The sequence below is a fragment of the Xanthomonas sp. NCPPB 4467 genome, from assembly GCF_041475665.2.
GTDB lineage: Bacteria > Pseudomonadota > Gammaproteobacteria > Xanthomonadales > Xanthomonadaceae > Xanthomonas > Xanthomonas dyei.
In genome coordinates, this window is the sequence record NZ_CM191260.1 from 3,348,500 (window position 1) to 3,373,965 (window position 25,466).

Consider the following 25,466-nt stretch of genomic DNA (forward strand, 5'->3'; position numbering starts at 1 on the left):
ATCCTCTGCAGCGAATGCGGTCATACGCGAAGCCGTCACCTTACCGCAGCCGGGCAGCGCGATAAATCGATAAGATTGCCGCAACCTGTGATCTGGACTCACACATGAACACCGTGCTTCCACCGTTGGCGGCGCTGCGCGCCTTCGAGGCCGCCGCACGCCTGCAAAGCGTCAGCCGCGCCGCGCAGGAACTGCACGTCACCCATGGCGCCATCAGCCGCCACGTCCGTTCGCTGGAACAGGCGCTGGGCGCGGCGTTGTTCGCCCGCCAGGGTCGCGGCCTGGTGCTGACGGCTGCGGGCGCCCGCCTGCGCGATGCTACCGGCGAGGGCTTCGCGCTGATCGCCGATACCTGGGCCGCGTTGCGACGCCCGGCCAGCGAGGCCCCGCTGGTGCTGGGCTGCTCCGGCAGCCTGCTGGCGCGCTGGGTGATTCCGCGACTCGGCCTGCTGCAGCGCGACCTGCCCGACCTGCGCCTGCACCTGTCGGCCAACGAACAACCGCCCGGCCCGGACCTGGACGGCCTGGACGCCGCCTTGCTGTTGGACACCCCGCCGTGGCCCGGCGAATGGCAGGTGCACGAGCTGGGCGTGGAATGGATCGGCCCGGTGCTGAGTCCGCAGCTGGCCAGCGCGTTGCAGATCGACGGAAAATCTCCGGGCGCCCTGCGCGACCACCGCCTGCTGCACACGCGTTCGCGACCGCAAGCCTGGCTGGAATGGGCGCAGGCGCATGGCGTGGCGCCCGACGCGCTGCGCTTCGGCACCGAGTTCGAGCATCTGGTGTATTTGCTGGAAGCTGCAGCCGCCGGCCTGGGCATCGCAATCGCCCCCTACCCGCTGGTTGCTGCCGATCTGGCGGCCGGGCGCCTGCTGGCGCCGTGGGGATTCACCGTCACACGCGGGCGCTGGGTGCTGTGCGCCGCCAGGCGCAATCCGGACCCACGCATCGAACGCCTTGCCGGCTGGCTAGGCGAGGCATTGGCCAAGGATCAGTTCACGCCAACGACGCCGAGTACGGGAGAAGCCTGAGCTTCCATCACGAAATCGCCTCGCCAAGCAATGCGCAAGCGCGGCTAACGAACCGTAACGAGTAGTCGTGGGAATGGGTGTGGACGGCACGCTTTGAACCGGAGGGCACGCGTCTTGCATGCCGCAACGAGCAGCGGACGCTCCTGCCGACGGTGAGCGCAGCAGCTTTATCAGCTGCACTGAAGCCGGCTGCGCGCGTTACAAGACGAGCGCAGCGGCTCAAGGAATTTGCAGGGATCAAAGAGTCTGGGCAGACGGCCAGGTGGCGAATGAACGAATGACTGGGTGCGACCGCTCGCCATTAACAAACACGAGCCACCAGCAGCCGTCCACAACCGATCACACCGGCGCAGCAAGCCCGCTCTTACCAATCCCCAATCCCAACTCACCAATCCCCAACCTACGACATCTCGTGGCAATCGGCTCGCCGCACTTCTTCCACGAACTTGCGCATCTTGTGGCCGTCCTTGATGCCGGGGGCCAGCTCCACGCCACTGGACACATCCACGCCCCACGGCAACGTGGCAACGATCGCGTCGAACACATTGTCGGCCGTGATGCCGCCGGCAAGCAGGAACGGGCGATGCAACCCGGTGGGCAGGCGCGACCAGTCGAACGTCTTGCCGGTGCCGCCGCCGGCGCCAGGCGCATGGCTGTCGAACAGGAAGCCGGCCGTATTGGGAAAGGCCAGTTGCAAGGTGCGGGCGTTGGCGTCCTCGCCGTTCACCCCGGCGCTGCCCATCGGCACCGCCTTGAGGTAGGGCAGATTGAAGCTGCGGCAGAACGCGTCGTCTTCCTCGCCGTGGAATTGCAGCAGCGTCGGGCGCACGGTACGCACCACCTCGCGCACTTCTTCCTTGGAGTTGTTGCGGAACAAGGCCACCACATCGACCATCGGCGCGGTGGCCTGGCGCATTGCGCGCGCTTCGGCGGGCGCCACGCGGCGCGGGCTGCCGTGCGCGAAGATGAAACCCACCGCGTCCACACCCAGCTCCCCGGCCAGTCGGATGTCTCCGGCCCGGGTCATGCCACAGAACTTGATACGGGTGCGGTACAGCGATCGATTCATTGGGTCACCTCGGCAGGCAGATGCCACTCTGCAGGATACAGAGGCCCGATAAACACCAGGCCTTGTGGCGGCGCTGTCGGCCCGGCAACCGTGCGGTCGCGCCCGGCGAGCAACGTCGCGATCCAGTCGGTCGGTTGCTCGCCGGTTCCGATCAAAATCAGCGAGCCAACAATATTCCGCACCATGTGATGAAGGAATGCATTGGCCTGTACCTGCACCTCCACGACCTCGCCGATGCGCTGCACGGTGATGGCCTGCAGGTTGCGGCGCGCATGCAGTGCCTGGCACTGCACGCTACGGAAGGCGCTGAAGTCGTTTTCGCCCAATAGCGCCTGCGCGGCGGTATGCATGGCCTCGGCATCGAGCGGCCGACGCTCCCAGCTCAGCGTCTGTCGATACAGCGCCGGGCGGATCTGACGATTCAGCAGGCGGTAGCGATAGCGGCGCGCACGCGCGGAAAACCGCGCATGAAAATCGTCGGCGGCCGGCACGCACCAGCGCACTGCGATCGACGGCGGCAGGCGCGCGGTGGTGCCCAGCATCCAGCCACGCGGTTCGCGCCGCGCGTCGCTGTCGAAATGCACCACCTGGCATTCGCCATGGACGCCGGCATCGGTGCGACCCGCGCACACCACCTGGATCGGCGCGTCGGCGACCGACGACAACGCTGCCTGCACGCTGGCCTGCACACTCGGCCCGCCGTGCTCGCCCAACTGCTGCCAGCCCTGAAACTCGCTGCCGTCGTACTCCACGCCCAGCGCGTAACGCATCGGTACCTGCCTGTTGATTGAATCGGTGAAGCGTCTGCATCACCTGTTGCGAACCGCTAAGCGCGCAGTGAAGCAATGATGCCGACAGCGCGCTACGGATGCTGCCGGTGCATGGTACAGCCGGCCACTCGCCGACAGCGTTTGTCGGCGACACGCCATCCTCGACGGCTGGCGTCAAGCCGCGGCGCGCTCGGACCACACCGCCAGCGTGCTGCCGCCGGGCTCGCGGAAATGAAACCGGCTGCCACCGGGAAAGCCGAACACCGGCTTGACGATCTCGCCGCCTGCCGCGCGCACGCGCTCCAGCATCGGGGCCAGGTCGTCGGCATACAGCACCACCAACGGGCCACCTTCTGCCGGGGCGGGCACCGTGGTGCGATAAAAGCCCCCGTCCAGACGGCCATCGTTGAAGGCCAGGTAGTCCGGGCCATAGGCCTGAAACTGCCAGCCGAACACGGTTTCGAAGAAGGCCCGGCTGGCGTCGGGATCGATGGAGGCGAACTCCACGTAATCGATCCGGCGCTCGCGCACCGCCATGCTATCCATGGCCGGACTCACGTCAGCCGCTCCAGCAACTGGGCCGCTTCGGCGCGAGTGGCGTCATCGCCGGTGGCAGCGACTTCGAGCAACAGACCGCGTGCGGTGTCCTTGTCGCCCAGGTCCATGTAGGCCACCGCCAATTCCAGGCGATCACGCCCGGCCGAGGCGAATTCCCTCTGACTCACCGCGTTGGGCGTCCCCACCGGGACGGCCGGGGCCTGCTCGACATCGTCGGGATGCTGCAGCACGTGATTGAAGTCGAAGCCGTCCTGGACAGAGGCGGCCGCTGGCGCCGATGGGCGCTCGCCAAGGGCGTACTGCGGTTCGATCTGCGGCGACGACACATCAGAGTCCTGAGCAACCTCAGGTTCCTGATAGGCCACTTCGAGCTCCGCCACCGGCGCCGGCGGGGCTGCACGCAGCGCACGCCATTCGTCGCTGTTGATCACTGGAGCCATAGCCACCGGTTCGGACAGCAGTGGTTCGCGACGCAACACGTCCGACAGCGGCGTTTGCGCATCATGGGCGCGCTCGTCTTCGCGCAGGTTGGCCTGTTCGAATTCGGTTTCATGCAGCACATCGTGCTCGCTGGGCTCGGTGGCCTGCGGGTCGTCCTGCTGCTCGGTGGTCTCCACTGGAGCCAGGGGCGGTGCGAAGTCGAACTGCCGGCGCGGCAACGGCGGCAGCGGCGAGGGTTTGCGCCGACGCGCCGCCAGCCATGCGACCACGGCCGCCACGATCAGCACCAGCGCTCCGATCAACCACAGCGGAAAGCCGCCGCCTTGCGGGGTGGTCTGCGGCGCATCGGCCAGACGCTTCTGCGCGGCTGCCAGGTCGGTGTCCTTCATGGCGATCAAGGCTTGCTGTTGCTGCTTGAGCTTTTCCAGATCGGCCACGCGCGAGCGCAGGTCCTGCAATTCCGCATCGCGGGTGGCGATGTCTTCCTTGGCCTGTTGCAACTGTTGGTTGGCCGCCATCTCGCCCTCGCCTTCGGCACTGGTGCCGGACGTGGCGCCGGCGGTGTTGGTCTGACTCGCCACTGCCGGGGCGATTTCGAGCCGCGCGCCGGCACCGGCCGCGGTGGATGCCGCCGGTGCGGCAGGGGCAGGCGTCGCTGCAGCAGCCGCACCGGCATCGGCAGGCTGCGGAATGGCCGAGCGCACCTGCCGCCACTGGGCAGCCTGCTCGCGCACCATCACCGCCGCTTCGGCCGCACCCACCTGCGCCAGCGCGTCTTCTTGCGGCGTGCGCAACACGACGCCCTGTTTCAAGCGATTGATGTTGCCGTTGACGAAGGCGTCCGGATTGGTCCGCAGCAACGCCAGCATGGTCTGATCCAGCGAATGCCCGCTGGAGCGTGCCAGGCCCGCTGCAATTTCCGACAAGGTCTGGCCCGAGCGCACGGCCGGCAATGCATCGCCGGCCTGCGTGGCAGCGGGCGCGGTTGCGGCGGCACGCGTCGGCGCAGGCGCAGCGCCAGCGTCCCGGTCAGCGCGTTCCACCGCCGGAGCCGCCGCCGGCTCGCGTGCAATCTCGCGTGCAATGGTGTTGCTGGCGCCGGCACGCGGCGCATCGATGGCCGGTTCGGCAATCGCGGCAGCGGTGTTGGGCGCATCGACCAACGCGGCATATTCGCGTACCAGACGGCCCTGGCTCCACTCCACTTCGATCAAAAAATTGATCGCTGGCTGGTCCACCGGCTGACTGCTGGTCACGCGGATTACCGCACGCCCGCGCGCGTCCTGCGCGAACTGGAACTGCAGGCTGCTGACCAGTCCTTGCGGCCGCTCCAGCCCGACGCGCGCAAAGGTGGTCGCCGACGCCAGCGCCACACGTGCGTTGTCGAGCTCGCCCGGCTCGTTGGAAATGACCGGAATCTCGGCCACCAACGGTTGCCCGGGTTTGGACAGCACCCGGATATCGCCCAAGCCCAACGCCATGGCGGCGCCGCTGCATGCCATCAGCAGCAACGCACCTATCCCTTGTATCGGACGCATCGCGCCCCTGCCCCTATGTGTCATGGGCATCAATATAGCCGCTGAATGAGCGAAAAAGTCGTTCGTGCCTCGCGCATGCGCCGCGCTTGCGATGCCGCAATGCGACATCGGCGCAGCTGCGGGCGGTGAATCGGTAGACCGATCAGCCCATCACTTAAGAAGGAAGAACACCTGCTGCGGCTGCTGCGGGGTGCGCGTAGAGCGCAGCAGCTTCGACTGCTGCCTCGATCGATATCGGCTTGTGCAGAGATCGATCGCGGCCGGACCTTCACGAGTTGGGCCAACCCGGGCTTCATTCGAAAGCGAAGTGCAGTGCAGTGCAGTGCACTGCGATCAGTCTTCGCCGCCAATGCATGTCACCTGCAAGCACCCTCTTACGACTGGCACTTTTTTCCCCCGACACTAGATCGTCAAAAGCTTCAACCCACCAGCTCGTATAGGAGCGCAGCTGTGCGCGATGAACCGTCACAGGGACAGCCCTCGCGCTCAGGCGCGCTCCTACACGGCAGGTGGATCGGCTTTCCTGTGCGACCAGACCGGTCAGGTGCGTTACTTCGAAGGTAGTTGCAGGGAATGCATGCCCCATACAAGTGCCCCTCTACGCAGGACACTCCGTTACCAACCCACCAGATCGTTGACGGCCAAAACCACCGGCTCGTGCAGGAGCGCACCTGGGCGCGACGAGCCGTCAGAGGGACAGCCTTCGCGCTCAGGCGCGCTCCTACAGGGCAGTGGATCAACCTTCCTGTGCGACCAGTTCAGCCAGCTGCACGGCGTTGAGTGCGGCGCCCTTGCGGATATTGTCGGAGACGATCCACAGATTGAGACCACGCGGGTGCGAGAAGTCCTCACGAATACGGCCGACGAACACTGCATCCTTGCCCGAGGCATGTGTCACCGGCGTCGGGTAGCCGCCCGCCTTGTGCTCGTCCACCACTTCCACGCCCGGCGAGGCTTCCAGCAGCGCGCGCGCGGCTTCGACGGTGATCTTTTCGCGGGTCTCGATGGCGACCGCTTCGGAGTGGCCGAAGAACACCGGCACGCGTACCGCGGTGGGATTCACCTGGATGTTCTCGTCGCCCAGGATCTTGCGGGTCTCCCAGACCAGCTTCATCTCCTCCTTGGTGTAACCGTTGTCCTGGAAGTCGTCGATGTGCGGGATCAGATTGAAAGCGATCTGCACCGGGAAGCGCTGCGGGTCGATTTGCTGGAAGCTCAACAGCTCGCTGGTCTGCTTGCCCAGTTCTTCCATCGCCGAGCGGCCGCCGCCGGACACCGACTGGTAGGTCGCCACGTTGATGCGCTCGATGCCGTACTTGCGGTGAATCGGCCCCAGCGCCACCAGCATCTGCATGGTCGAGCAATTGGGATTGGCGATGATGCCGCGCGGGCGCTGCTTGAGCGCTTCGGGATTGACTTCCGACACCACCAGCGGCACATCGTCGTCGTAGCGGAACGCGGAGGAATTATCGATCACCACCGCGCCGGCCGCGGCGAACTTGGGGCCGTATTCCTTGGACACGCTGCCGCCTGCGGAGAACAGCGCGATGTCCACGCCGGTCGGGTCGAAGTCGGCCAGATCCAGCACGTCGACCTTGCCGCCATTGAACTCGACCTGCCCACCGGCCGAGCGCGCCGAGGCCAGCGCGTACAAGTTGGCGACCGGAAAGTTGCGCTCGGCCAGGATGCTCAGCATGGTTTCGCCGACAGCGCCGGTGGCGCCCACGACCGCGACATTGAAACGACGGTTTTCGTTGCTCATGAGAATGTCTTTATCGAAAGAGTGAAGAGGGGAACGCGCTGCGCGTGGGTTCGGGGAACCTCCAACGCTGGCTGTGGAGGTTCCCTATCGTTTGGTCGCGCCGGTTTTGCTGGCGTCCACGATCGTACCGCCGCGTTTGGCGGCTGCGATCGCATCGGCATTGAGCGCGCTCGGCGGATGCCCGGCGTTGGGGCCATGGCCGAGCGCGGCAATCAGGTTGTCCACCGCCAGTTGCACCATCGCACGGCGCGTGGCCAGGCTGGCGCTGCCGATATGCGGGGTGAGCACCACGTTGTGCAGCGCCAGCAGCTCCGGGCGCACCGCAGGCTCGCCTTCGTAGACATCCAGGCCGGCACCGGCAAGGCGCCCGTTGGCCAACGCATCGGCCAACGCGAGCTCATCGACGATGCCGCCGCGCGCGATGTTCACCAGCGTGGCGGTGGGCCGCATCTTGCCCAACGCAGCAGCGTCGATGATGTGATGCGACTGCTTGCCGTAGGGCAGCACCAGCACCAGGTGATCGGACTGGGCCAGCAAACTGTCGAGGTCGACGTAGTGCGCGTTGAGCTCCTGCTCGGTCTGCGCCGGCAACCGGCTACGGTTGTGATACAGCACGCGCATGCCGAAGCCGTGCGCGCCGCGGCGTGCAATGCCCTGCCCGATCCGACCCATGCCCAGGATGCCGAGCGTACTGCCGTGGATATCGGCGCCAAGCATGGTCTTGAACGACCACTGCCCCCATTGCCCGTCGCGCAACCAGCGCTCGGCCTCGGTGATACGGCGCGCGGTGGCCATCAACAACGCAAAGCCGAGGTCGGCGGTGGTTTCGGTCAACACGTCGGGCGTGTTGCTGACCAGGATGCCGGCCGCGCTCAGCGCGTCGATCTCCAGATTGTTGTAGCCCACACCGACATTGGCGATGGCGCGCAGCTGCGCGGCCGATGCGATTTCGGCCGCGCCCACGCGCTCGTTGAGCGTGATCAGTGCGCCATCGACGCTGGCCAGGTGCGCAGCAAGCTCATGCGACGAATACGCGGTGACGCGCTCGGTGGTGGTCAGCGCGAAATGCGCGCCCAGCTGTTCGACGACGTCGTCGAACAGCGGCTGGCTGACCCACACCTTGGGGCGTGTCGCTTCAGACATCGATCTGACCGGGGATGCGCGGCGAGATCTCGCCGACATCGCCGCATTGCGCGCGATGACGCAGCGCCTGATCCATCAGCACCAAGGCCATCATCGCTTCGGCGATCGGGGTGGCGCGGATGCCCACGCAGGGGTCGTGCCGCCCGGTGGTGATCACATCCACCACGGTGCCGTCCGCGTCCACGGTCGCACCGGGCAGGCGCAGGCTGGAAGTCGGCTTGAGCACCATCGACGCGGTCACCGCCTGGCCGGTGGAAATGCCGCCCAGAATGCCGCCAGCGTGATTGCTGAGAAAGCCTTCCGGGGTGATCAGGTCGCGGTGTTCGGTGCCCTTTTGCGCGGCACTGGCAAAGCCGTCGCCGATCTCCACGCCCTTGACTGCATTGATGCTCATCAATGCGGCAGCCAGCTCGGCATCGAGCTTGCCGTAGATCGGCTCGCCCCAGCCGGCCGGCACACCGCCGGCCACCACGTCCACGCGCGCACCGACCGAATCGCCGGACTTGCGCAATGCGTCCATGTAGGTTTCCAGCTCCGGCACCTGCTCGGCGTGCGGCCAGAAGAACGGGTTGTCTTCGACCGCATTCCAGTCGAAACCGGTCGGGCGGATCTCGCCCAGCTGCGAGAGGTAACCGCGCACCAGCACGCCGTAGCGCTGCTTGAGCCACTTCTTGGCGATGACGCCCGCGGCCACGCGCATGGTGGTTTCGCGCGCGGACGAGCGCCCGCCGCCGCGTGGGTCGCGGATGCCGTATTTCTGCCAGTAGCTGTAGTCCGCGTGGCCGGGGCGGAACTGCTGGGCGATGTTGCTGTAGTCCTTGCTGCGCTGATCGGTGTTGCGGATCAGCAGCCCGATCGGCGTGCCGGTGGTGCGGCCTTCGTACACGCCGGACAGGATCTCGATCTCGTCGGCTTCGCGGCGTGCCGAGGTATGCCGGCTCTTGCCGCTGGCACGGCGCTGCAGGTCCAGGGTGAACTCTTCCGGCGCCAGTTCCAGGCCCGGGGGGCAGCCATCGACAACGCAGCCGATCGCCGGCCCGTGCGATTCGCCGAAGGTGGTGACCGTCAACAGGCGGCCGAAACTGTTACTGCCCATATCGGCATCCTCTCAACATTGCAGCAGGTGGCAGCGCGCGCACGATGCGCGGCAGATGACGCGCTGCCACCAGCATCGGTGCGACTGCCAACAACCCGCTGAACACCATAAAAAACACGTCCAGCTCGGCATCACGAACGAGCATCCAGTCGACAAGCAGGTAGAGCGCAATGCCGATCCCGCACAACAAGCCGAGTGCAATCATCAAGGTATGACGACGATTCGCCCGCAATGCCGCATCAGAGCTGCCGGCCAGGATCCAGACCGAAACAAGGCCAAAAAACGCCATCGACCAAAAGCCGATCTGCGCCGCCGCGCTCAACCAGCGCTGCGCAGCCGGGCCGCCGTACATCGGGTCGAACAAGCGAAACACCACATCGAGCAGGCCGAACGGAATGGCCGCCCCGAAGACGGACACCGGCGCCAGCAGCACGATATCGATCAGCTGCGGACGCGATGCGGGCGCCTTAGCGCGCATCGGCCAACTCGGTGATGCGCGCGCTGTGCGCGATCAACTCGCGGCATTCCACCGCAAAGATGCCCATCTGCCCAACCTTGAACTCGACCCAGGCCAGATCCACTTCCGGCAGCAGCTTGATCAGATGCTGCTCGGACTCGCCTACCTCACAGATCAACAGGCCGTCTTCGCTCAGGTGCTGCGGCGCATCGCGCAGGATCTTCAGCACCAGGTCCAGGCCATCGTCGCCGGCACGCAAGCCCAGCTCCGGCTCGTAGGAATACTCCTGCGGCAGTGCGTCGGTCTCGTCGTTGGTCACGTACGGCGGATTGGTGACGATCAGATCGTATTGACGGCCCGCCAGCCCGGTGAACAGGTCGGACGTGAGCAAGGTGACGTTGTCGGCATGCAGGCGCGCCTTGTTTTCGGCGGCCAGCGACAGCGCGTCGTCGCTGATATCCACGCCATCCACCTCCCAGTGCGGGTTGTAGTGGCCCATGGCGATGGCGATGCAGCCCGAACCGGTGCACAGGTCCAGCGCGCGGGTGACTTCGCGGCCGCCCAGCCAGGGCTCGAAGCCGGCTTCGATCAATTCGGCGATCGGCGAGCGTGGCACCAGGGCGCGCGCGTCGCTCTTGAAACTCAGGCCGGCAAACCAGGCTTCGCCGGTCAGATAGGCCGCCGGCACGCGCTCGGTGATGCGGCGCTCGAAAAGGCCCAGCACGCGTTCTTTTTCGTCGCGCAGCAGCCGCGCCTGGCCATACGCCGGGCCCAGGTCGTGCGGCAGATGCAGGCTGTGCAGCACCAGTTGGGTGGCTTCGTCCAGCGCGTTGTCGTAGCTGTGACCGAAGGTGAGACCGGCTGCGTTGAAACGGCTGGTGCCGTAGCGGATCAGGTCGATGATGGTGTGCAGTTCGTCGGCCGCGGCGGCAGTCATGGCAACAACTAAAAAGGAATCGGCCCACGATTATAGAGGTCGGATCGGTATCATGAGCGTCCGTTGCACTGGAAACCGCCATGTTCAATCGCAATACCGGCATCGTGCTGCTGGTGGCGCTGGCCGCCGGTCTTGGGTTGTTGCTGGGCCAGAAGTTCTTCGGCGGTGCGCCCCGCTCGCCCTGGCCGCCCACCCAAACCATCACGTTTTACCCGCAGCCGCGCCCCTTGCCGCAGTTCAGCCTGCGCCAGTCCGATGGCACCCAGCTAGTGTCTGGCGAACTGAAAGGGCATTGGACGCTGGTGTTTTTGGGTTTCACCTTCTGCCCGGATGTCTGCCCGACCACGCTGACCGATCTGGCGGTGGCGCAGCAGCAGTGGGAAAGCATCCCCGACGGGCTGCGCCCGCGCGTGTTGTTCGTGTCGGTGGACCCGCAGCGCGACCCGCCTGCGCGGCTGGGCGAGTACGCCCATGCCTTCCACAAGGACACGCTGGCGGCCACCGCAGACGTGCCGGCGCTGGAACGCTTTGCCACCGCGCTGGGCTTGGTATTCCAGAAGGTGCCGGGCAAGAACTTCGATCAGAACCCCAACGACTACAGCATGGATCACTCGGCCGGCATCGCCGTGCTCGACCCGCAAGGCCGCCTGACCGGCCTGATCCGTCCGCCGCTCGACCCCAAGGCGATTGCCGCCGACCTCCAACAGCTGACCAAGGTAACCGCTCCGTGAGTTTCGTCACTTCCCTGACCTACGTGCTGCCGCATCGGTTGCTGTCCTCCATGGCGCGCGCGCTGGCGTACTCGGACACGCCTTCGACCAAGCAATGGTTGATCGACACGGTGACACGCAAGTTCGGGGTAGACCTGAGCGAAGCGCAGGAACCGGACCCGCGCGCGTACCCCACCTTCAATGCGTTCTTCACACGTGCCCTGAAGCCGGACGCACGCGTGCCCGATGCCGACCCGGCAACCGTATTGATGCCGGCCGATGGCCGTATCAGCCAGCTCGGCCCGATCGAGAACGGGCGCATTTTTCAGGCCAAGGGCCAGTCGTTCACCGCAGCCGAATTGCTCGGCGACGCGGCAGCGGCTGCGCCGTTCAACGACGGCCTGTTCGCGACGGTGTATCTGTCGCCCAAGGACTACCACCGCGTCCACATGCCGTGGACCGGCACCCTGCGCGAAACCGTGCATGTGCCCGGCCGCCTGTTCAGCGTGGGCCCGGATGCGGTGCGCAACGTGCCGCGGTTGTTTGCCCGTAACGAGCGCCTGGTGTGCCACTTCGACACCGAGTTCGGCCCGATGGCCTCGGTGATGGTGGGCGCGCTGCTGGTGTCCGGCGTGGAAACGGTGTGGAGCGGCGTGGAAATCCCACGCTACGGCGACCGCATCACGCGCAAGGATTACCGTGGCAAGGGAATCGTCTTGGAGCGGTTTGCGGAGATGGCGCGCTTCAATTACGGCTCGACAGTGATCGTGCTGCTGCCGCCGGGTGTGGCCAAGCTCGATGGCGCACTTGCTGCAGAGACGGCGGTGCGTCTAGGCCAGGCGCTCGCACATCGTCAGGTGGGCTGAGCGCAGCGACGCGGTCAGCTACGGTGTTGTTGGTTGTGGTTACTCGTCACCGCAATCCTTTCAAAGCACGTTGCATCGCTGGAAACAGCCAGCGAACGCTGCGCCCGCTTTTTCACCTGCACTTCAAACCGCCGGATATCGGCGGTTTTCAGGATCTTCGATGACAACACGGATGTTGCGCTGGCCGCTGGCGATTGCGCTGCTCACGGCAGTGACCGGTTGCGGCCACAAGAGCGAGCAGCAACAACTGGACGACCTGCGCGGTGGCCTGCAGTACCGGGGCTACCGACACTTCAGTGAGCAGGGCTTACCGATCGCATTTGCGGCGTACCAGCGCGGCAGTGCCCTGCTGGACACCCCGCCCGCGCCGTTGACCGCCGACGACATCTGCATGCTGCACGCCATGCTGTCCTACACGGCGCTATCGGCGAACAAATTGCTGCCGGCAATCGCCGAGGCCGACCTGCTGGAGCGAGATTGCGCTCCCCAGGGGCGCGTGATCGCCACCGCATTGCGCTCGGTGGCCTACGAACGCAAGCAATGGCCACAACTGGCGCAACAGTCCAGCGACAGCCTATGGAAAAACAGTGCCGATCCGGAAGGCGACTTCGCCACCTTGGTGATGCTGCACGTGGTGATGGCCTATGCCGCGATGCAGGACAAACGCTGGGAAAACGTGGTGTTGCATGTCGATGCGATTGCGCTGGCGGTGCGTGCACCGTGGCTGGGCGAACTGGCGCGCGCCGGGCTGGACCTGGCCGAGCACCGTTATCTGGCTGGCTTACGCCGTCTGAAACGGCTCAGCGAAAATCCCGGCGTGCCGCCGGAGGTGCGTGCCGAACTGCAGACCTTGATCCTGCATGTGGAAGCCGAGAGCGGCGACCTGGATTCCAATCTGGTCATCGCCCGCATCCTCAGCCGTTTCATGTGGCAGGCGATCAAGCAGAACGGCTCGCCGCTGATGCAGCAGGCGATGCAGTTTGCAGAGCAGCAGGCGCAGCGCTTTGGTCCCGAGGCGTTGCGCCAGAGCTGGCGTGCGCGGTGGACGCAATGGTGGGACGGCCTCAAGGCACGCTGGAGCGAGGACAGCGACTCGCCGCCCTCCTCGCAGGCAGGTACGGCACCAGCTGCGCCGCCGGCTTAAACGCCGCTGACAAACGACTGCGCTCACTGCCAGGCGGCGAAGCCGGTACTCGGTGCGGCATGGACCACGCGTGCACGTCGTTCCTGAGCGCCCCGTCGATACCCAACTGGCGGCTGCTCGCTACGTTTTTTCAGCCGCTCCAAGTGAGGTGCTGCAATCTGCGATCGCAGCACCTCACACTCAGCGGTCGCAGCCCGCCAGCTTGATGCTCTGCCCTGGCTTTAACGCGTAGCTCGGTGCCTTCAGGCCATTGGCCTTGGCCAGCTCCTTGACCTCGCACTGGTACTTCTGCGCCACGCGGCCGAGCGTGTCGCCCTTGGCGATGGTGTAGCTGCGCACCTGCTTCGCCTTCGGTTTGGCGACCGCCGGCTGGCCGGTGGCCACGGTGGTCGGCACGCCGGCCATCGGGCTGACATCGCCCACCGCCACGGTGGGCGTGTACTCGGTTGCGCTGCTGCGCACGATGGCGCTGTTGAGATCGGCAGTGATCAAGGTGCGCGCCAGGTCCGCACGTGGACCGTTCACGCAGTAACGCGTGTACAGGCTGGCGATGCGATTGGTGGCGTTGATGACGGTGCCGGCCGGAATCCAGCCATCGGGTTCATAGCGCGGGTTGAGGTTGCGCAGCGCGCGCATGTAGCCCTCGCGGACGCCCATGCCGCCCAGGCAGATCGTCAGCTCATAGATCGTGGTGGACTTGGCGAGCTTGAGCGTGGCGGGCTGCGCGTCGAGCTTGGGGAAATCGACGCCGTACTGGCGCGGGTGCAGGAAGATCCACGCCGCAGCGATCACCATCGGCACGTAGTCCTTGGTTTCGGCCGGGAACTGGTTGTAGACGTCCTGCTCCCAGAAGCCGCGCCCGCCGGTCTGCGAAAAAACGCGCGCAGCACGCCCTTCGCCACCGTTGTAGGCGGCCAGCGCCAGCTCGATGCTGCGGTTGAGGCCGGCCATGCGCTCGTTGAGATACGCGGCGCTGGCTTCGGCGGCGCTGCGTGCATCGAAACGCGTGTCGAAACCGGTGCCGTCCGGGCCCAGCCCGAAGCGCCGCCCGGTGGCCGGCATGAACTGCATCAGCCCGGCCGCACCGGCGCGCGAATTGGCGTGCACCTTGCCGTTGGATTCCTTGGCCATGATGCCGAACAGCAGCGCCTCGGGCAGGCCGCGCTTCTGCCATTCCGGCCACATCACCCCGCGCAGGCTGCTGTAGTTGTCGTAGCTGGTCATCAACGCCGGGCGCATATCGGTCAGCCAGCGGCGGATGCCCGCCTGCACGGCCGGGTTGTACTGCACCATCTTGTCGAACTCGTGGCGTTGGTCGTTGAGCAGGGTGGCCGCCCGCGCCGCCTCGGGCACGCCGTTGGCGGCCGGGCCGAGATGATCCGGGTCGGCCTGCAGCAGGGTGTCGTCGTCTTCCGGGTCTTCGGCGGCCGGCGCCTCGGCATCGGTGCGCGCCTTGAGCAGGCGCTTGTAGGTAGCCAGCTGATTGGCCACCAAACAGCCACGCTGCTTGATGCAGGCGTCGATGACGTCCTCCATGTCCTCCAGTGCGGCGTCGCCTTCGGCGGTGCCCTTGGGGTCGGAGTTGTTCACCAGCACCAGCGCATCGCGGTAGCGCTTTTCGGCCGCGGCCATGCGTGTATCGAGCACGGCAGCCTTCTCCGTGTCGCGCTTGGAGATGGCGTGGGCGGCGGGGACGACAGACATCAGCGCCACCACAGCCAGGACAGGCCATGGGCGCAAACCAAAATGAGCGAGCGGCATCGGAGACAGTGCAGCGGAAAGGCAGGCAGGGTAGCCGCCGGGACGACACCGGGGCAAGGCGACGCCGCCGGCAGGTCAGTGGCGCGTTAGCTTGGCGCGCCTGCCCGTTGCAGTGAAAACCGGCGGAGCCGGTTGTCTGGCAGCGGCGCGCACGGTGTCGGCCTTGCTGGAGACAGGCGCCGGCTCGCCGCATCGCCTGGCTGTCAGAACCCATACGTCGCCCACCGATTTGTGCGGCAACGTTGCCCGCTAGAATCCGGTCTTTCCTCACCGGATCTGCCCAATGGCCTCGTTCCTGCTCGGCAAAGGCGTCACCGACGATATCCCGGTCGTGCTCGAAGGCCGCTTCGGCAACCGCCATGGCCTGGTGGCCGGCGCCACCGGGACCGGCAAGACCGTTACCCTGATGACCCTGGCCGAAGGCTTCTCGCGCTTGGGGGTGCCGGTGTTCCTGGCCGACGTGAAAGGCGACGTGGCCGGCCTGGCCGTGGCCGGCGACGGCGCGCCCGGCGTGCTGCAGCGCGCCACGGATGTGGGCATCGCCGACTACGCACCGGCCGCCAGCCCGGTGGTGTTCTGGGACTTGTACGGGCAGCTCGGCCACCCGGTGCGCACCACGGTGAGCGAAATGGGCCCCACCCTGCTCGCCCGCATCCTGGAACTCAACGACACCCAATCCGGCGTGCTGGACATCGTGTTCAAGCTGGCCGACGACCGCGGCCTGTTGCTGCTGGATCTGGACGATCTGCGTGCCCTGCTCGCGCTGGTGGTGGAAGAACGCAAGGAGCTGTCGACCAGTTACGGGTTGGTCTCGGCGCAATCGGTGGCCGCGATCCAGCGCGCGCTGCTGCGGCTGTCGCAGGACGGCGGCGAGCAGTTCTTCGGCGAACCGGCGCTGGAGCTGGCCGAGCTGATGCGCGTCGCGCCGGACGGGCGCGGGGTGATCGGCATCCTGGCGGCCAACCAGTTGGTGCTCAAGCCGCGGCTGTATTCGACCTTTCTGCTATGGCTGCTGTCGGAATTGTTCGAAGGCCTGCCGGAAGTGGGCGATCTGGACCAGCCCAAGCTGGTGTTCGTCTTCGACGAGGCGCATTTGCTGTTCGAAGACGCGCCTGCGGCGCTGGTGCAACGTATCGAGCAGGTGGTGCGATTGATCCGCTCCAAGGGCGTGGGCATCTATTTCTGCTCGCAGTTTCCCGATGACATCCCCGACAACATTCTTGGCCAGCTCGGCAACCGCGTGCAGCATGCGCTGCGCGCCTACACCCCGCGCGACCAGAAAGCGGTCAAGACCGCGGCGCAGACCTTCGTGGCCAACCCCAAGCTCGACGTGGCCACCGCCATCTCCAGCCTGGGCACCGGCGAGGCGCTCGTATCGCCGCTGCAGGGCAAGGGCGTGCCCGCGCCGGTGCAGCAGACCCTGATCGCCCCGCCGCGCTGCCGCATGGGCGCCATCAGCGCACCCGAACGCGCGCAGGTCCGCGCGGCCAGCCCGGTGGGCACGCGCTACGACACTGCGATCAACCGCGAATCGGCAGCCGAGCTGTTGGCACGCCGCGTCGAACAGGTCGCCGCGCAGACCGCTGCCCCGCCCGCACGCACGCGCGAGGAGGAGGAAACCCAGGACAGCGGATTCGGAAAAGCGGTCAAGGACGCGGTGTTCGGCACCGGCCGACGCCAGGGCATGCTGGAAACCATGGCCAAACAGACATCGCGCACCATCGGCAGCAAGATCGGGCAGCAGATCGTGCGCGGGATTTTCGGCAGTATTTTCGGTGGGAAGCGTTGAGGGCGTTCGCACACGACAAGGACGTGAATCATGCACCGCGTCTACCGGTATCGCGGGGAATTTGGCCTATTGCTGCTCATCGCAGCAACCTGCTCCGCACAGCAGTTGCGCAATCCCGATTACGACGACACGCCTGGCTACCATGGCTCGATCGAATGGCCATTACGCAGACAGCATCTGCTGGCCGGACATTACAACGGAAACATCCAGGTAACGGTAGATCGAACAGACTGCCCTGCAGCTACTGCAGATTTGCGCCTTGACGCGACCAAAGGACGCCCAGAGAGTCGTCACTACACATTGAGTTACACATGTTTATCGGGAAAGGATCCGGACTCTCGCAAACGAACCGTGACGTTGCGTAGCACCTGGTGGATAGATGAGATCGCAGGTAGCTGCCTGATACTCGAACGGGAGCCGGACGCAGCGCGCAACCCTCCCCTCGCCTATCCGTTATATGGCTTTCGTATCAACGAAAACACACATTCCAAAGCCGTCACGGGCGTCCTGCTCTCGCAGGATGGCTCCGACTGCCAGAGTGGCGGTGCGTCCGAATATGTCGACAAAACACTCAAACGTGTGCGCTGAGCGCAGCGCCACTATTGACTGGCTCCGGCAACCCGCAAGTTGCCGGACGATACAATTGATCGAACTCTGATTACTCCAGCACGCCATGCAATTTGGCGTACTGCAGCAACATGATGGTCTTGGCGTCGGCGATTTCGCCGGAGGCGATCATCGCCAGCGCAGCGTCGAGTGATAGCTCCAACACCTCGATCTCTTCGCCGTCTTCTTCCACGCCGCCACCATCGCTCACCTTGTCGCCATCGAAGTATTCGCCGACGAAGAAGTACAGGCGTTCGGTGACCGAGCCCGGGCTCATGAAGGCCTCCAATACCTTGCGCACGTTGTCGATGCGGTAGCCGGTTTCTTCTTCGGTTTCCTTGCGGATGCAGGTCAGCGCATCGTCCTGGTCGAGCAACCCAGCGCAGGTTTCGATCAGCATGCCATCCGGGTTGCCATTGAGCAGCGTCGGCAGGCGGAATTGCCGGGTCAGCATCACCGTCTGCCTGGCACGGCTGTAGAGCAGGATGGTGGCGCCATTACCGCGGTCATATGCCTCGCGCGACACCGTCTGCCAGCGGCCGTCCTTGCGCTGGAAGTCGAAGGTGACCTTGCGCAGCACATACCAGTTGTCGGACAGCACATCGATGCTGCGAATGCGAACCTGCGGGGTGTCGGCAACAGATGGATTCAAGCAGAACTCCTTGCGATAGGGGGAATGACTGCGCCACCGCGATTGCACGTCAGCGCGTGCCGCTTGCGGCAACATCGCCACATGGCTGGCAGCCGACCGGTAGCGAACCATAGGTTCTACGCAGAAGTCCATGTGCGCGACCGATGGTTCCTGATGCCCGATGGCTCTCCCGTCGCACTGCGTTCAATCGTTGTGAGCCAGCCACGTGCCGGCGGCACCATCGGCGCTTTTGTGCAGCTCACCACGCAGGTCCCGCGCACGCCGCCTGCCAGCCCCGCGATATTCACGGCGCCAGGCAGTGCAGCCGCAGGATTGCATGCGGCAGACAGCGGATCCCACATAGCTCGACGTCACCGGGCAGCCGCGATACCCCAATTGCACCCAGCCACGCATCGCCGCACAATCCCGTCACATCACACGCTTGGGGAGCGTCATGGAAGACCGTTTTCGCGCGCACAGGGTTGCTGCGCAGGCTGCGCCCGCACCGTTCTGGACCCGCATCCCGGCGATCGCCACTTATCCGCTGCGCGGCTCGGCGCTGTATGCGTTGATCGCACTGACGCTGTGCAGCGCGCTGCTGGTCTTGCCGGGCATCCTCAAACTGGTGGTCATGGGCGTGCTGGGCATGGCAACCTACACCTATGCCTTCGACATCCTGCGCCATACCGCCGATGGCCAGCCCGATGCGCCCCGGCTCGGCTACAACAGCTTCGACAGCGCAGTGCTGCGTCTGATCCTGCTGGCCTTTGCACTGGGCATCGTGATCGGCGTTGCCGCCGCGCTTGCAGGTAAATTCGGGCTGACCATCGCCTATCTGGGCACCATGCTGTTGTTGCCCGGCATGCTGATCTCGCTCGCCATCGATGGCAGCCTGCGCCGCGCGCTCAACCCGGCGGTGTCGATCGATATGGCGCTGCGAATCGGCTGGCCGTATCTGGCCGCCTATGGCCTGCTTTACGTGATCCAGGGCAGCGGCACGGCAGCGGTCTTCGTCGCACTGAAATATCTGCCCCCGCTGGTACGCGAGGCGACGGTGATGATGACCTCGATCTGGACCCTGTTCGCCAGTTTTCATCTGCTCGGGTATCTGGTGTACCAGTACCACGAAGCGCTGGGCTACGTCCCCAGCGGCGGGGATGTGCACGAACGCGCCGACCCGGACCAGCGCCTGCTAGACGAGGCCGAACAGTACGTGCGCGACGGGCATTCCGACGAGGCGTTCCAGGCCCTGCGGGGCGCGGTCCGCTCGCGCGCGGTAAGCCTGGCGGTGCACGAGCTGTATCAACGCCTGCTGCGCCAGCACCATCGCAACGACGAGCTGCGCGAGCACACCCAGCAATACATCAATCGCTTGCTGCAGGAGAAGCAGGAGCGCCGCGCGCTTGCGTTGCAGCGCGAAGCCCTGGACAACGACCCCGCGTTTACCCCGCTCCTGCCCGAACAGGCCACGCTGCTCGCCGAGCGCGCCAAGATGGCCGGGCAGTTTCAGCTCGCGACCGATGGGTTGCTGGCCGCCATCGCAGGCTGGCCACGCGATCCGATGCTGCCGAGCTGGTCGCTGGATGCCGGCCTGATGCTGGCCGAGCGTTTCGGCCGCGATGAGCAGGCGCGCGCCATTCTGCAGAACGCGTCGGCGCATTGCGACGATGCCGCACAACGCGCAAAGCTGGATGCGGCGTTGCGGGCGGTTGCGATCCAACCGGTTTAGCGCATCTAACAAAACGACTGCGCTCACCGCCAGGCGCGCGCAGCCGGTGCGCGGTGCGGCATGGACCACTCGTACACTCCGGTTCGGCCGCGCCGTCCACACCCACCTGACGACTCCTGGCTACGTTCTGTTAGCCGCTCTTGGCAGTCCAACAAATATCGCCGCAGCCGGACGGTGGCTGCCCGCCCTCAAAACCGGTTTGACGCACCTCATAAAGCACTTCCACAGCCGCAAGTGTTCGCGCGCTCGGCTCTCAGAACGGCATGTAGTGAGTAGTGAGCGCGCCATCCAATCGCACCGACGACCGCTCGCTGGGCTCGGCTAGCCGCTGCTGAGACGGCTTTAAAAACGCCTGCCGCCGGTACCCTCCGAAATCCACTCGAACACGCAGCTACGTCAACCATTCTCAAGCAGAAAACGCGCCTTGACCGCCTGCCCCTGCTCCGGAAATTGATCGCGCACCAGCTGCAACACCCGCGTGCGCTGTTCGCCGGCCTGCAGTTCGCCGTGCCGCAGCGCCAGCACAAACCACTGCTGGGCCAGTTCGGCGCGCGGCGCCTCGATGTCGCACTCCTTCAACAAACGTTCGGCATCGGCCAGCAACCCCGTACGCAGGCACGCGCCGACCAGGGCCATCCGTGCCGGCAGCGCAACGGCGATCGTGTCCTTGCTCAGTTCTGCTGCCACGCCCAGCTGGACGCGCGTCTGTTGTGCGTTATGGCTGGGCAGGTGCAACAGCGTCTGCGCGTGGCGCACGGCGTCCTGCGTGCGCCCGGCGTTGCGGGCCACGCGATAACGGGCCAGCGCAACGTCCGGGCTGTGTGGCGTCTCGCTGGCAAGCTCGGCGAGCAGCTGCTCGGCTTCAAGGTTCTCCATGCGGCCCAGATGGCGCTGCGCACGCCCCCAGCGGTCGTCCACCTGCGTGGCGGCGTCCTCGTCCATGAAGGCCGGGCGGGTTTGCCGCACCGCCACCAGCAACGCACCGAGCAGCGCACCGCTGACCAAGCCGCCGGCATGCGCTTCGAAGGCGACACCGCCGTTATCGCTGCCCAGCAGGCTGTACAACTCCCAGCCCAGCCACAGTGGCAGCAGCAGGATCGCCGGCCCGCGCACGTAGTTGAAGACCACAAAAAACCAGTAGAAAAACCGCACCCGACGGCGGCCCCACACCACGCAGAACGCCCCCATCAATGCGGCGATCGCACCGGACGCGCCCAGCCCGCCGCCGGGCTCGCCCCAGCGCCACCACAGACTCGCCGCGCTGGCCCCAAAACCGCCCAGTAGATACAGCAGCAGAAACCAGCCGCTGCCGATCGCCCCTTCCAGCAAGGTGCCCAGCGCCAGCAGAAACACCATGTTGCCGAGCAGATGATCGAATTCGCCGTGCAAGAAGGTCGCGGTGAGCATGCGCGCCGGCGACCACTCCGAACTGCGTTGCAGATGACGCAGCGTGAACACCCTGGACAGGCGGGCATCGTAAGGCGCACGCAGACCGCGCCATTCGCGCATCTGCTCCTCGTCCTTGAATAACGCGCCGCCGCGCAACGCCTGCGCAAAGGTGACATCGTGCAGCGTCAGATGGGCCAGATACGCGATGCGCTGCGGTGCCGGCACGCTGTCCAGCTTGCCCTGTCGCGCGGCACGCAGTTTGGGGTCGGTGGTCTGCGCCAGGTAGCGTGCGTGCGCCTGCGCTTCCAGCGTGCCCAGCCCGGACGCGACGTAGTAATGCACGGCGTTTTCGACCAGCGCATCGTCCTTGCGCTGATAGCCCAGATAGACCACGACATTGATCAGCACCAGCAGCAGCGTCACCCACGGAATGTTCTGGCGCGACCAGGGTTTGTGCAGCGGCATGAGCAACATGACAACGTCCGTGTCCGAGATGGCGCAAAGCTTCGCCGGGCGGCGGCAGATGCGCAAGCCGTCCATGCGCGCTAGCATCGCGCCCCCACCGTTCGACACCCCACGCCCGACATGAGCCGCTGGCGCCCGCCCGCCGAAAAAAGCACCGCGTTGATCACGCCCGAAGGTCACACCCGTCTGAAGGTCGAACTGGAAGATCTGTGGCGGGTGCGGCGGCCCGAGGTGGTGCGCGCACTGGCCGCGGCGGCTGCCGAGGGCGATCGATCGGAAAATGCCGAGTACACCTATCGCAAGAAGCAGCTAGGCGAGATCGACCGCCGTGTGCGCTATCTCAGCAAACGCCTGGAAGCGTTGCGCGTGGTGGATACCGCGCCCACCGACCCGCACGCGGTGTTTTTCGGCGCGCAGGTGGAGCTGGAAGATACAGATAGCGGCGAGCTGTTGCGCTATCGCATCGTCGGTCCGGACGAAACCGACGCCGGCCTGGGCTGGATCAGCATCGATTCGCCGCTGGCCCGCGCGCTGCTGAAAAAGCGTGTGGACGATGAGTTCGAAGCGCAACTGCCGGCCGGAAAGCACACCTTTGTGGTGGTGTCGGTGGATTACGGCAGTCAGTGAGCAGGTGACGCAGGCGGCTGAGCTGTAGAGGCGCCTTTATGCGATGGTGTTGTCAGCAAGAAGCATCGCGCTGACGTGATCACCACCCTGCTGGGCGATGCGCTCGGCGGATGAAACGCGCGCAGGCAACTGATGCGATCAACTGCGCTATAGGCGCGCGGCGTGCGCGATTGGCTTGATCGGGAACAGCCCTGTCGCGCTCTGGCGCGCTCCTACGAAGGGCGCGTGGCGGCTTGGTGTCGCACGTTGCCGTTGCGCAACGTGCGCCGGCTTGCGGCCGGTTACACCATCTGCAGTTTTAGCGCGCGCCCCTGCTGGGCAGCGCCGGTGGGCGGCAATGCGTCGCCGAACAAATCGTGGTCATCGCTGTCGGTGATTTCCACATCGATCAGATCGCCGACCTTCAGCCCAAGCTCGCCGCCGTTCTGGATATGCACCAGGCCGTCGATCTCCGGCGCGTCCGCGCGCGAACGGGCCACGGCGATGTCGTCTTCGATCAGATCGACCAGGCATTGCTGCACGCTGCCGATCTTGGCTTCCAGCCGCATGGCGGAAATCTGCGCCTGCTTGGCCATGAAGCGCGCCAGCCGCTCCTGCTTCACTTCTTCCGGCACCGGGTCGGGCAGCGCATTGGCACTGGCGCCGTCCACCGGCGAGTAGGCGAATGCACCGACGCGATCCAGCTGCGCCTGATCCAGAAACTCCAGCAGCGCTTCGAACTCGGCCTCGGTCTCGCCGGGGAAGCCGACGATGAAGGTCGAGCGCACCGTGATCTCCGGGCACATCGCCTTCCAGCGCTGCACGCGCTCGAGGGTTTTTTCCACCGCGCCGGGCCGCTTCATCAGCTTGAGGATGCGCGGGCTGGCGTGCTGGAACGGGATGTCCAGATACGGCAGCAGCTTGCCTTCGGCCATCAACGGAATCACATCGTCCACGTGCGGATACGGATACACGTAATGCAGGCGCGTCCACACGCCCAGCTCCGATAAGCCTTCGCACAGCGCCTTCATGCGGGTCTGGTACATGCGGTCGCGCCACGGGCGCTCGGCGTACTTCAGGTCCACGCCATAGGCCGAGGTGTCCTGCGACACCACCAGCAGTTCCTTGACCCCGCCGCGGACCAGCCGCTCGGCTTCGCGCAGCACCTCGTCCACCGGTCGCGAGGCCAGATCGCCACGCATCGAGGGAATGATGCAGAAGCTGCAACGGTGGTTGCAGCCTTCGGAAATCTTCAAATACGCGTAATGGCGCGGAGTCAGCTTGATGCCGTAGTCCGGCACCAGGTCCACGAACGGGTCGTGGCGCGGCGGCAAGGCGGCATGCACTGCCTCCATTACGCTTTGGTAGTCCTGCGGGCCGGACACCGCCAGCACCTGCGGGTAGGCCGCGCGGATCTGCTCGGGGCGCTTGCCCAGGCAGCCGGTGACGATCACCTTGCCGTTGGCGTTCATCGCCTCACCGATCGCATCCAGCGATTCGGTCACCGCCGAATCGATGAAGCCGCAGGTGTTGACCACCACCACGTCGGCCGCGTCGTAGCTGGGCACGATGTCGTAGCCCTCCACGCGCAGCTGGGTGAGGATGCGTTCGGAATCGACGAGCGCCTTCGGGCAGCCAAGGCTGACGAAGCCGACTTTGGGGTTCAGCTGGGACATGGAAGCAGGAGCCTGGGAAACGGAGCGGCCTGGGGCCTGGGCAAGGCCAATTATAGCGGCGTACGGGCAACGCTCTGAACCGCAAAGACGCGCCAGCCCGGCCGGCTTTGCGAAACCCTCACTTTTCACCATGCCGGTCCGGTCGATAATGCGCACCTCCCTCGCCGCACATCAGGAATTCCCATGGGTCACTGGACCACGCTCGACACCCCCGACGGCCAGGTTGCCGCCTGGCACGCCACCCCCGCCTCCAGCCCGCGCGGCGGCCTGGTGGTGATCCAGGAAATCTTCGGCGTCAACGAACATATCCGCGCGGTCGCCGACGACTACGCCGCACGCGGCTATGAAGTGCTGGCGCCGGCCTTCTTCGATCTGGAAGAAAAGGACGTGCAGCTGCCGTACGACCAGCCCAGCGTGCAACGCGGCCTGGCCCTGGCCAACGCGGTGGGCCTGGAACGCGCAGTGGAGGTGGTCAAATCCGCCGCCACCTTGCTGACCCGCGCCGGCAAGGTGGGCACGGTGGGGTATTGCTGGGGCGGCTCGGTGGCGCTGCTGTCGGCCATCCGCCTGGGCCTGCCCTCGGTGAGCTATTACGGCGGCCGCAACACCCAGCTGCTGGACGAAACGCCCAAGGCGCCGGTGATGTTCCACTTCGGCGAACAGGACGCCAGCATCCCGCCGGAAGCGATCCAGGCGCACCGCGAAAAACTGCCGCAGATGGAAACCTTCGTGTATCCCACCGGCCATGCCTTCAACCGCAGCATCGACCCCAACCACTACGACGCCGACAGCGCCGAGCGCGCGCTCGAACGCACCCTGGGCTTCTTCGAGGCGCATCTGGGATGAGCGCATCGGCATCGAGCGCCCCTGCAGCAGGCGACTTCCAGCTGGATGCGCGGCTGGCGGCCGACAGCGTGTTCGTCGCCGACGGGCCGCTGTCGCAGGTGCGCTTGATGGACGACACCCGCTTCCCCTGGCTGGTGCTGGTGCCGCGGGTGGCCGATGTCAGCGAGTGGATCGATCTGGATGGTGGCCAGCAGCGCCTGTTGCTGGCCGAGATCAACCAGCTCTCGCAGCTGCTGCGCGTGGAGCCAGCCGTGGCCAAGCTCAACATCGGGGCGCTGGGCAATATTGTGCGGCAGCTGCATGTGCACCTGGTCGGCCGTCATCCCGGCGATGCGGCCTGGCCGGGCCCGGTCTGGGGCAGCGGCCCGGCACAGCGGTTTGCCGCCGACGCCTTACAGGAGCGTGTCGCGGCATGGGCGCAGCGGCTACGATAGGCGCCCGTTCGC

Annotated in this window: 23 protein-coding genes and 2 other RNA genes; 12 read left to right on the plus strand and 13 right to left on the minus strand. The window is 65.8% G+C overall.

Annotated elements, in window-relative coordinates:
* Nucleotides 1-104: 104 nt before the first annotated feature.
* Nucleotides 105-1,031, plus strand: a complete 927-nt coding sequence (locus tag ACCQ06_RS14760) for a LysR family transcriptional regulator (RefSeq protein WP_316686825.1) — start codon at nucleotides 105-107, stop codon at nucleotides 1,029-1,031.
* A 400-nt stretch (nucleotides 1,032-1,431) separates the two neighbouring features.
* On the opposite strand, the gene ACCQ06_RS14765 is transcribed toward ACCQ06_RS14760, so the two are convergent.
* The 9 genes from ACCQ06_RS14765 to prmB form a co-directional block, all read right to left on the minus strand.
* On the minus strand, nucleotides 1,432-2,100 hold the full coding sequence (locus tag ACCQ06_RS14765) for a phosphoribosylanthranilate isomerase (RefSeq protein WP_104615888.1): 669 nt from the start codon (nucleotides 2,098-2,100) through the stop codon (nucleotides 1,432-1,434).
* Entirely contained in the window at nucleotides 2,097-2,870 is a 774-nt protein-coding gene (gene truA / locus ACCQ06_RS14770) for a tRNA pseudouridine(38-40) synthase TruA (RefSeq protein ID WP_316686827.1), read from the minus strand. The genes ACCQ06_RS14765 and truA overlap by 4 nt, the downstream gene beginning before the upstream one ends.
* 174 nt (nucleotides 2,871-3,044) lie before the next feature.
* The gene (locus tag ACCQ06_RS14775) at nucleotides 3,045-3,416 is read right to left on the minus strand and encodes a VOC family protein (RefSeq protein WP_372365825.1); all 372 of its coding nucleotides are present in this window, start codon (nucleotides 3,414-3,416) and stop codon (nucleotides 3,045-3,047) included.
* An 8-nt stretch (nucleotides 3,417-3,424) separates the two neighbouring features.
* Nucleotides 3,425-5,407, minus strand: a complete 1,983-nt coding sequence (locus ACCQ06_RS14780; RefSeq protein WP_316686831.1) for a motility hub landmark protein FimV — start codon at nucleotides 5,405-5,407, stop codon at nucleotides 3,425-3,427.
* A gap of 736 nt (nucleotides 5,408-6,143) precedes the next feature.
* Complete coding sequence (locus ACCQ06_RS14785) at nucleotides 6,144-7,169, minus strand: aspartate-semialdehyde dehydrogenase (protein WP_104615884.1); 1,026 nt, start codon at nucleotides 7,167-7,169, stop codon at nucleotides 6,144-6,146.
* An 84-nt stretch (nucleotides 7,170-7,253) separates the two neighbouring features.
* The gene (locus tag ACCQ06_RS14790) at nucleotides 7,254-8,312 is read right to left on the minus strand and encodes a 2-hydroxyacid dehydrogenase (protein WP_316686834.1); all 1,059 of its coding nucleotides are present in this window, start codon (nucleotides 8,310-8,312) and stop codon (nucleotides 7,254-7,256) included.
* Entirely contained in the window at nucleotides 8,305-9,408 is a 1,104-nt protein-coding gene (gene aroC, locus ACCQ06_RS14795) for a chorismate synthase (RefSeq protein WP_316686836.1), read from the minus strand. The genes ACCQ06_RS14790 and aroC overlap by 8 nt, the downstream gene beginning before the upstream one ends.
* The gene (locus tag ACCQ06_RS14800) at nucleotides 9,398-9,886 is read right to left on the minus strand and encodes a hypothetical protein (protein ID WP_316686838.1); all 489 of its coding nucleotides are present in this window, start codon (nucleotides 9,884-9,886) and stop codon (nucleotides 9,398-9,400) included. Before ACCQ06_RS14800 ends, aroC begins: the two co-directional genes overlap by 11 nt.
* Nucleotides 9,876-10,802 carry a 50S ribosomal protein L3 N(5)-glutamine methyltransferase gene (gene prmB / locus ACCQ06_RS14805; RefSeq protein ID WP_316686839.1) on the minus strand — a complete coding sequence of 309 codons (927 nt, stop codon included), beginning with the start codon at nucleotides 10,800-10,802 and terminating at the stop codon, nucleotides 9,876-9,878. The genes ACCQ06_RS14800 and prmB overlap by 11 nt, the downstream gene beginning before the upstream one ends.
* An 80-nt stretch (nucleotides 10,803-10,882) precedes the next feature.
* Between prmB and ACCQ06_RS14810 the strand changes: the two genes are divergently transcribed.
* The 4 genes from ACCQ06_RS14810 (at nucleotide 10,883) to ACCQ06_RS14825 (ending at nucleotide 13,658) form a co-directional block, all read left to right on the plus strand.
* Nucleotides 10,883-11,533 carry an SCO family protein gene (locus ACCQ06_RS14810; protein ID WP_104615879.1) on the plus strand — a complete coding sequence of 217 codons (651 nt, stop codon included), beginning with the start codon at nucleotides 10,883-10,885 and terminating at the stop codon, nucleotides 11,531-11,533.
* On the plus strand, nucleotides 11,530-12,378 hold the full coding sequence (asd, locus tag ACCQ06_RS14815; RefSeq protein ID WP_316686842.1) for an archaetidylserine decarboxylase: 849 nt from the start codon (nucleotides 11,530-11,532) through the stop codon (nucleotides 12,376-12,378). The genes ACCQ06_RS14810 and asd overlap by 4 nt, the downstream gene beginning before the upstream one ends.
* A gap of 160 nt (nucleotides 12,379-12,538) precedes the next feature.
* Nucleotides 12,539-13,522 carry a hypothetical protein gene (locus ACCQ06_RS14820; RefSeq protein WP_316686844.1) on the plus strand — a complete coding sequence of 328 codons (984 nt, stop codon included), beginning with the start codon at nucleotides 12,539-12,541 and terminating at the stop codon, nucleotides 13,520-13,522.
* Between the two features lie 59 nt (nucleotides 13,523-13,581).
* Nucleotides 13,582-13,658: non-coding RNA, sX9 sRNA (locus ACCQ06_RS14825), on the plus strand.
* A gap of 44 nt (nucleotides 13,659-13,702) precedes the next feature.
* Here the strand turns inward: ACCQ06_RS14825 and ACCQ06_RS14830 are convergent.
* Entirely contained in the window at nucleotides 13,703-15,283 is a 1,581-nt protein-coding gene (locus tag ACCQ06_RS14830; protein WP_316686846.1) for a transglycosylase SLT domain-containing protein, read from the minus strand.
* Nucleotides 15,284-15,566: 283 nt separating this feature from the next.
* Here ACCQ06_RS14830 and ACCQ06_RS14835 point away from each other — a divergent pair, with 283 nt between their 5' ends.
* Nucleotides 15,567-17,072 (plus strand): helicase HerA-like domain-containing protein, encoded by a 1,506-nt coding sequence (locus ACCQ06_RS14835; protein ID WP_316686848.1) that lies wholly within the window; start codon nucleotides 15,567-15,569, stop codon nucleotides 17,070-17,072.
* Nucleotides 17,073-17,102: 30 nt separating this feature from the next.
* Complete coding sequence (locus ACCQ06_RS14840) at nucleotides 17,103-17,660, plus strand: hypothetical protein (RefSeq protein WP_316686850.1); 558 nt, start codon at nucleotides 17,103-17,105, stop codon at nucleotides 17,658-17,660.
* A 70-nt stretch (nucleotides 17,661-17,730) separates the two neighbouring features.
* On the opposite strand, the gene nudK is transcribed toward ACCQ06_RS14840, so the two are convergent.
* On the minus strand, nucleotides 17,731-18,330 hold the full coding sequence (gene nudK / locus ACCQ06_RS14845) for a GDP-mannose pyrophosphatase NudK (protein ID WP_316686853.1): 600 nt from the start codon (nucleotides 18,328-18,330) through the stop codon (nucleotides 17,731-17,733).
* 433 nt (nucleotides 18,331-18,763) lie between these two features.
* On the opposite strand from nudK, the gene ACCQ06_RS14850 reads away from it, so the two are divergent.
* Nucleotides 18,764-20,038, plus strand: coding sequence for a hypothetical protein (locus ACCQ06_RS14850; RefSeq protein WP_228323054.1), 1,275 nt, complete (start codon nucleotides 18,764-18,766; stop codon nucleotides 20,036-20,038).
* Nucleotides 20,039-20,098: 60 nt separating this feature from the next.
* Nucleotides 20,099-20,174, plus strand: a non-coding RNA gene (locus tag ACCQ06_RS14855) — sX9 sRNA.
* A 260-nt stretch (nucleotides 20,175-20,434) separates the two neighbouring features.
* On the opposite strand, the gene ACCQ06_RS14860 is transcribed toward ACCQ06_RS14855, so the two are convergent.
* Nucleotides 20,435-21,901 carry a rhomboid family intramembrane serine protease gene (locus tag ACCQ06_RS14860; RefSeq protein WP_316686856.1) on the minus strand — a complete coding sequence of 489 codons (1,467 nt, stop codon included), beginning with the start codon at nucleotides 21,899-21,901 and terminating at the stop codon, nucleotides 20,435-20,437.
* Between the two features lie 111 nt (nucleotides 21,902-22,012).
* On the opposite strand from ACCQ06_RS14860, the gene greB reads away from it, so the two are divergent.
* Nucleotides 22,013-22,519 (plus strand): transcription elongation factor GreB, encoded by a 507-nt coding sequence (gene greB, locus ACCQ06_RS14865; protein ID WP_228323056.1) that lies wholly within the window; start codon nucleotides 22,013-22,015, stop codon nucleotides 22,517-22,519.
* A 281-nt stretch (nucleotides 22,520-22,800) separates the two neighbouring features.
* Here greB and rimO read toward each other — a convergent pair whose 3' ends face one another.
* Nucleotides 22,801-24,174: a 30S ribosomal protein S12 methylthiotransferase RimO gene (gene rimO, locus ACCQ06_RS14870; protein WP_316686859.1), complete on the minus strand. Its 1,374-nt coding sequence runs from the start codon at nucleotides 24,172-24,174 to the stop codon at nucleotides 22,801-22,803.
* Nucleotides 24,175-24,357: 183 nt separating this feature from the next.
* On the opposite strand from rimO, the gene ACCQ06_RS14875 reads away from it, so the two are divergent.
* Nucleotides 24,358-25,020, plus strand: a complete 663-nt coding sequence (locus ACCQ06_RS14875) for a dienelactone hydrolase family protein (protein ID WP_055850012.1) — start codon at nucleotides 24,358-24,360, stop codon at nucleotides 25,018-25,020.
* Nucleotides 25,017-25,454 (plus strand): HIT domain-containing protein, encoded by a 438-nt coding sequence (locus ACCQ06_RS14880; protein WP_316686863.1) that lies wholly within the window; start codon nucleotides 25,017-25,019, stop codon nucleotides 25,452-25,454. Before ACCQ06_RS14875 ends, ACCQ06_RS14880 begins: the two co-directional genes overlap by 4 nt.
* Nucleotides 25,455-25,466 lie beyond the last annotated feature (12 nt).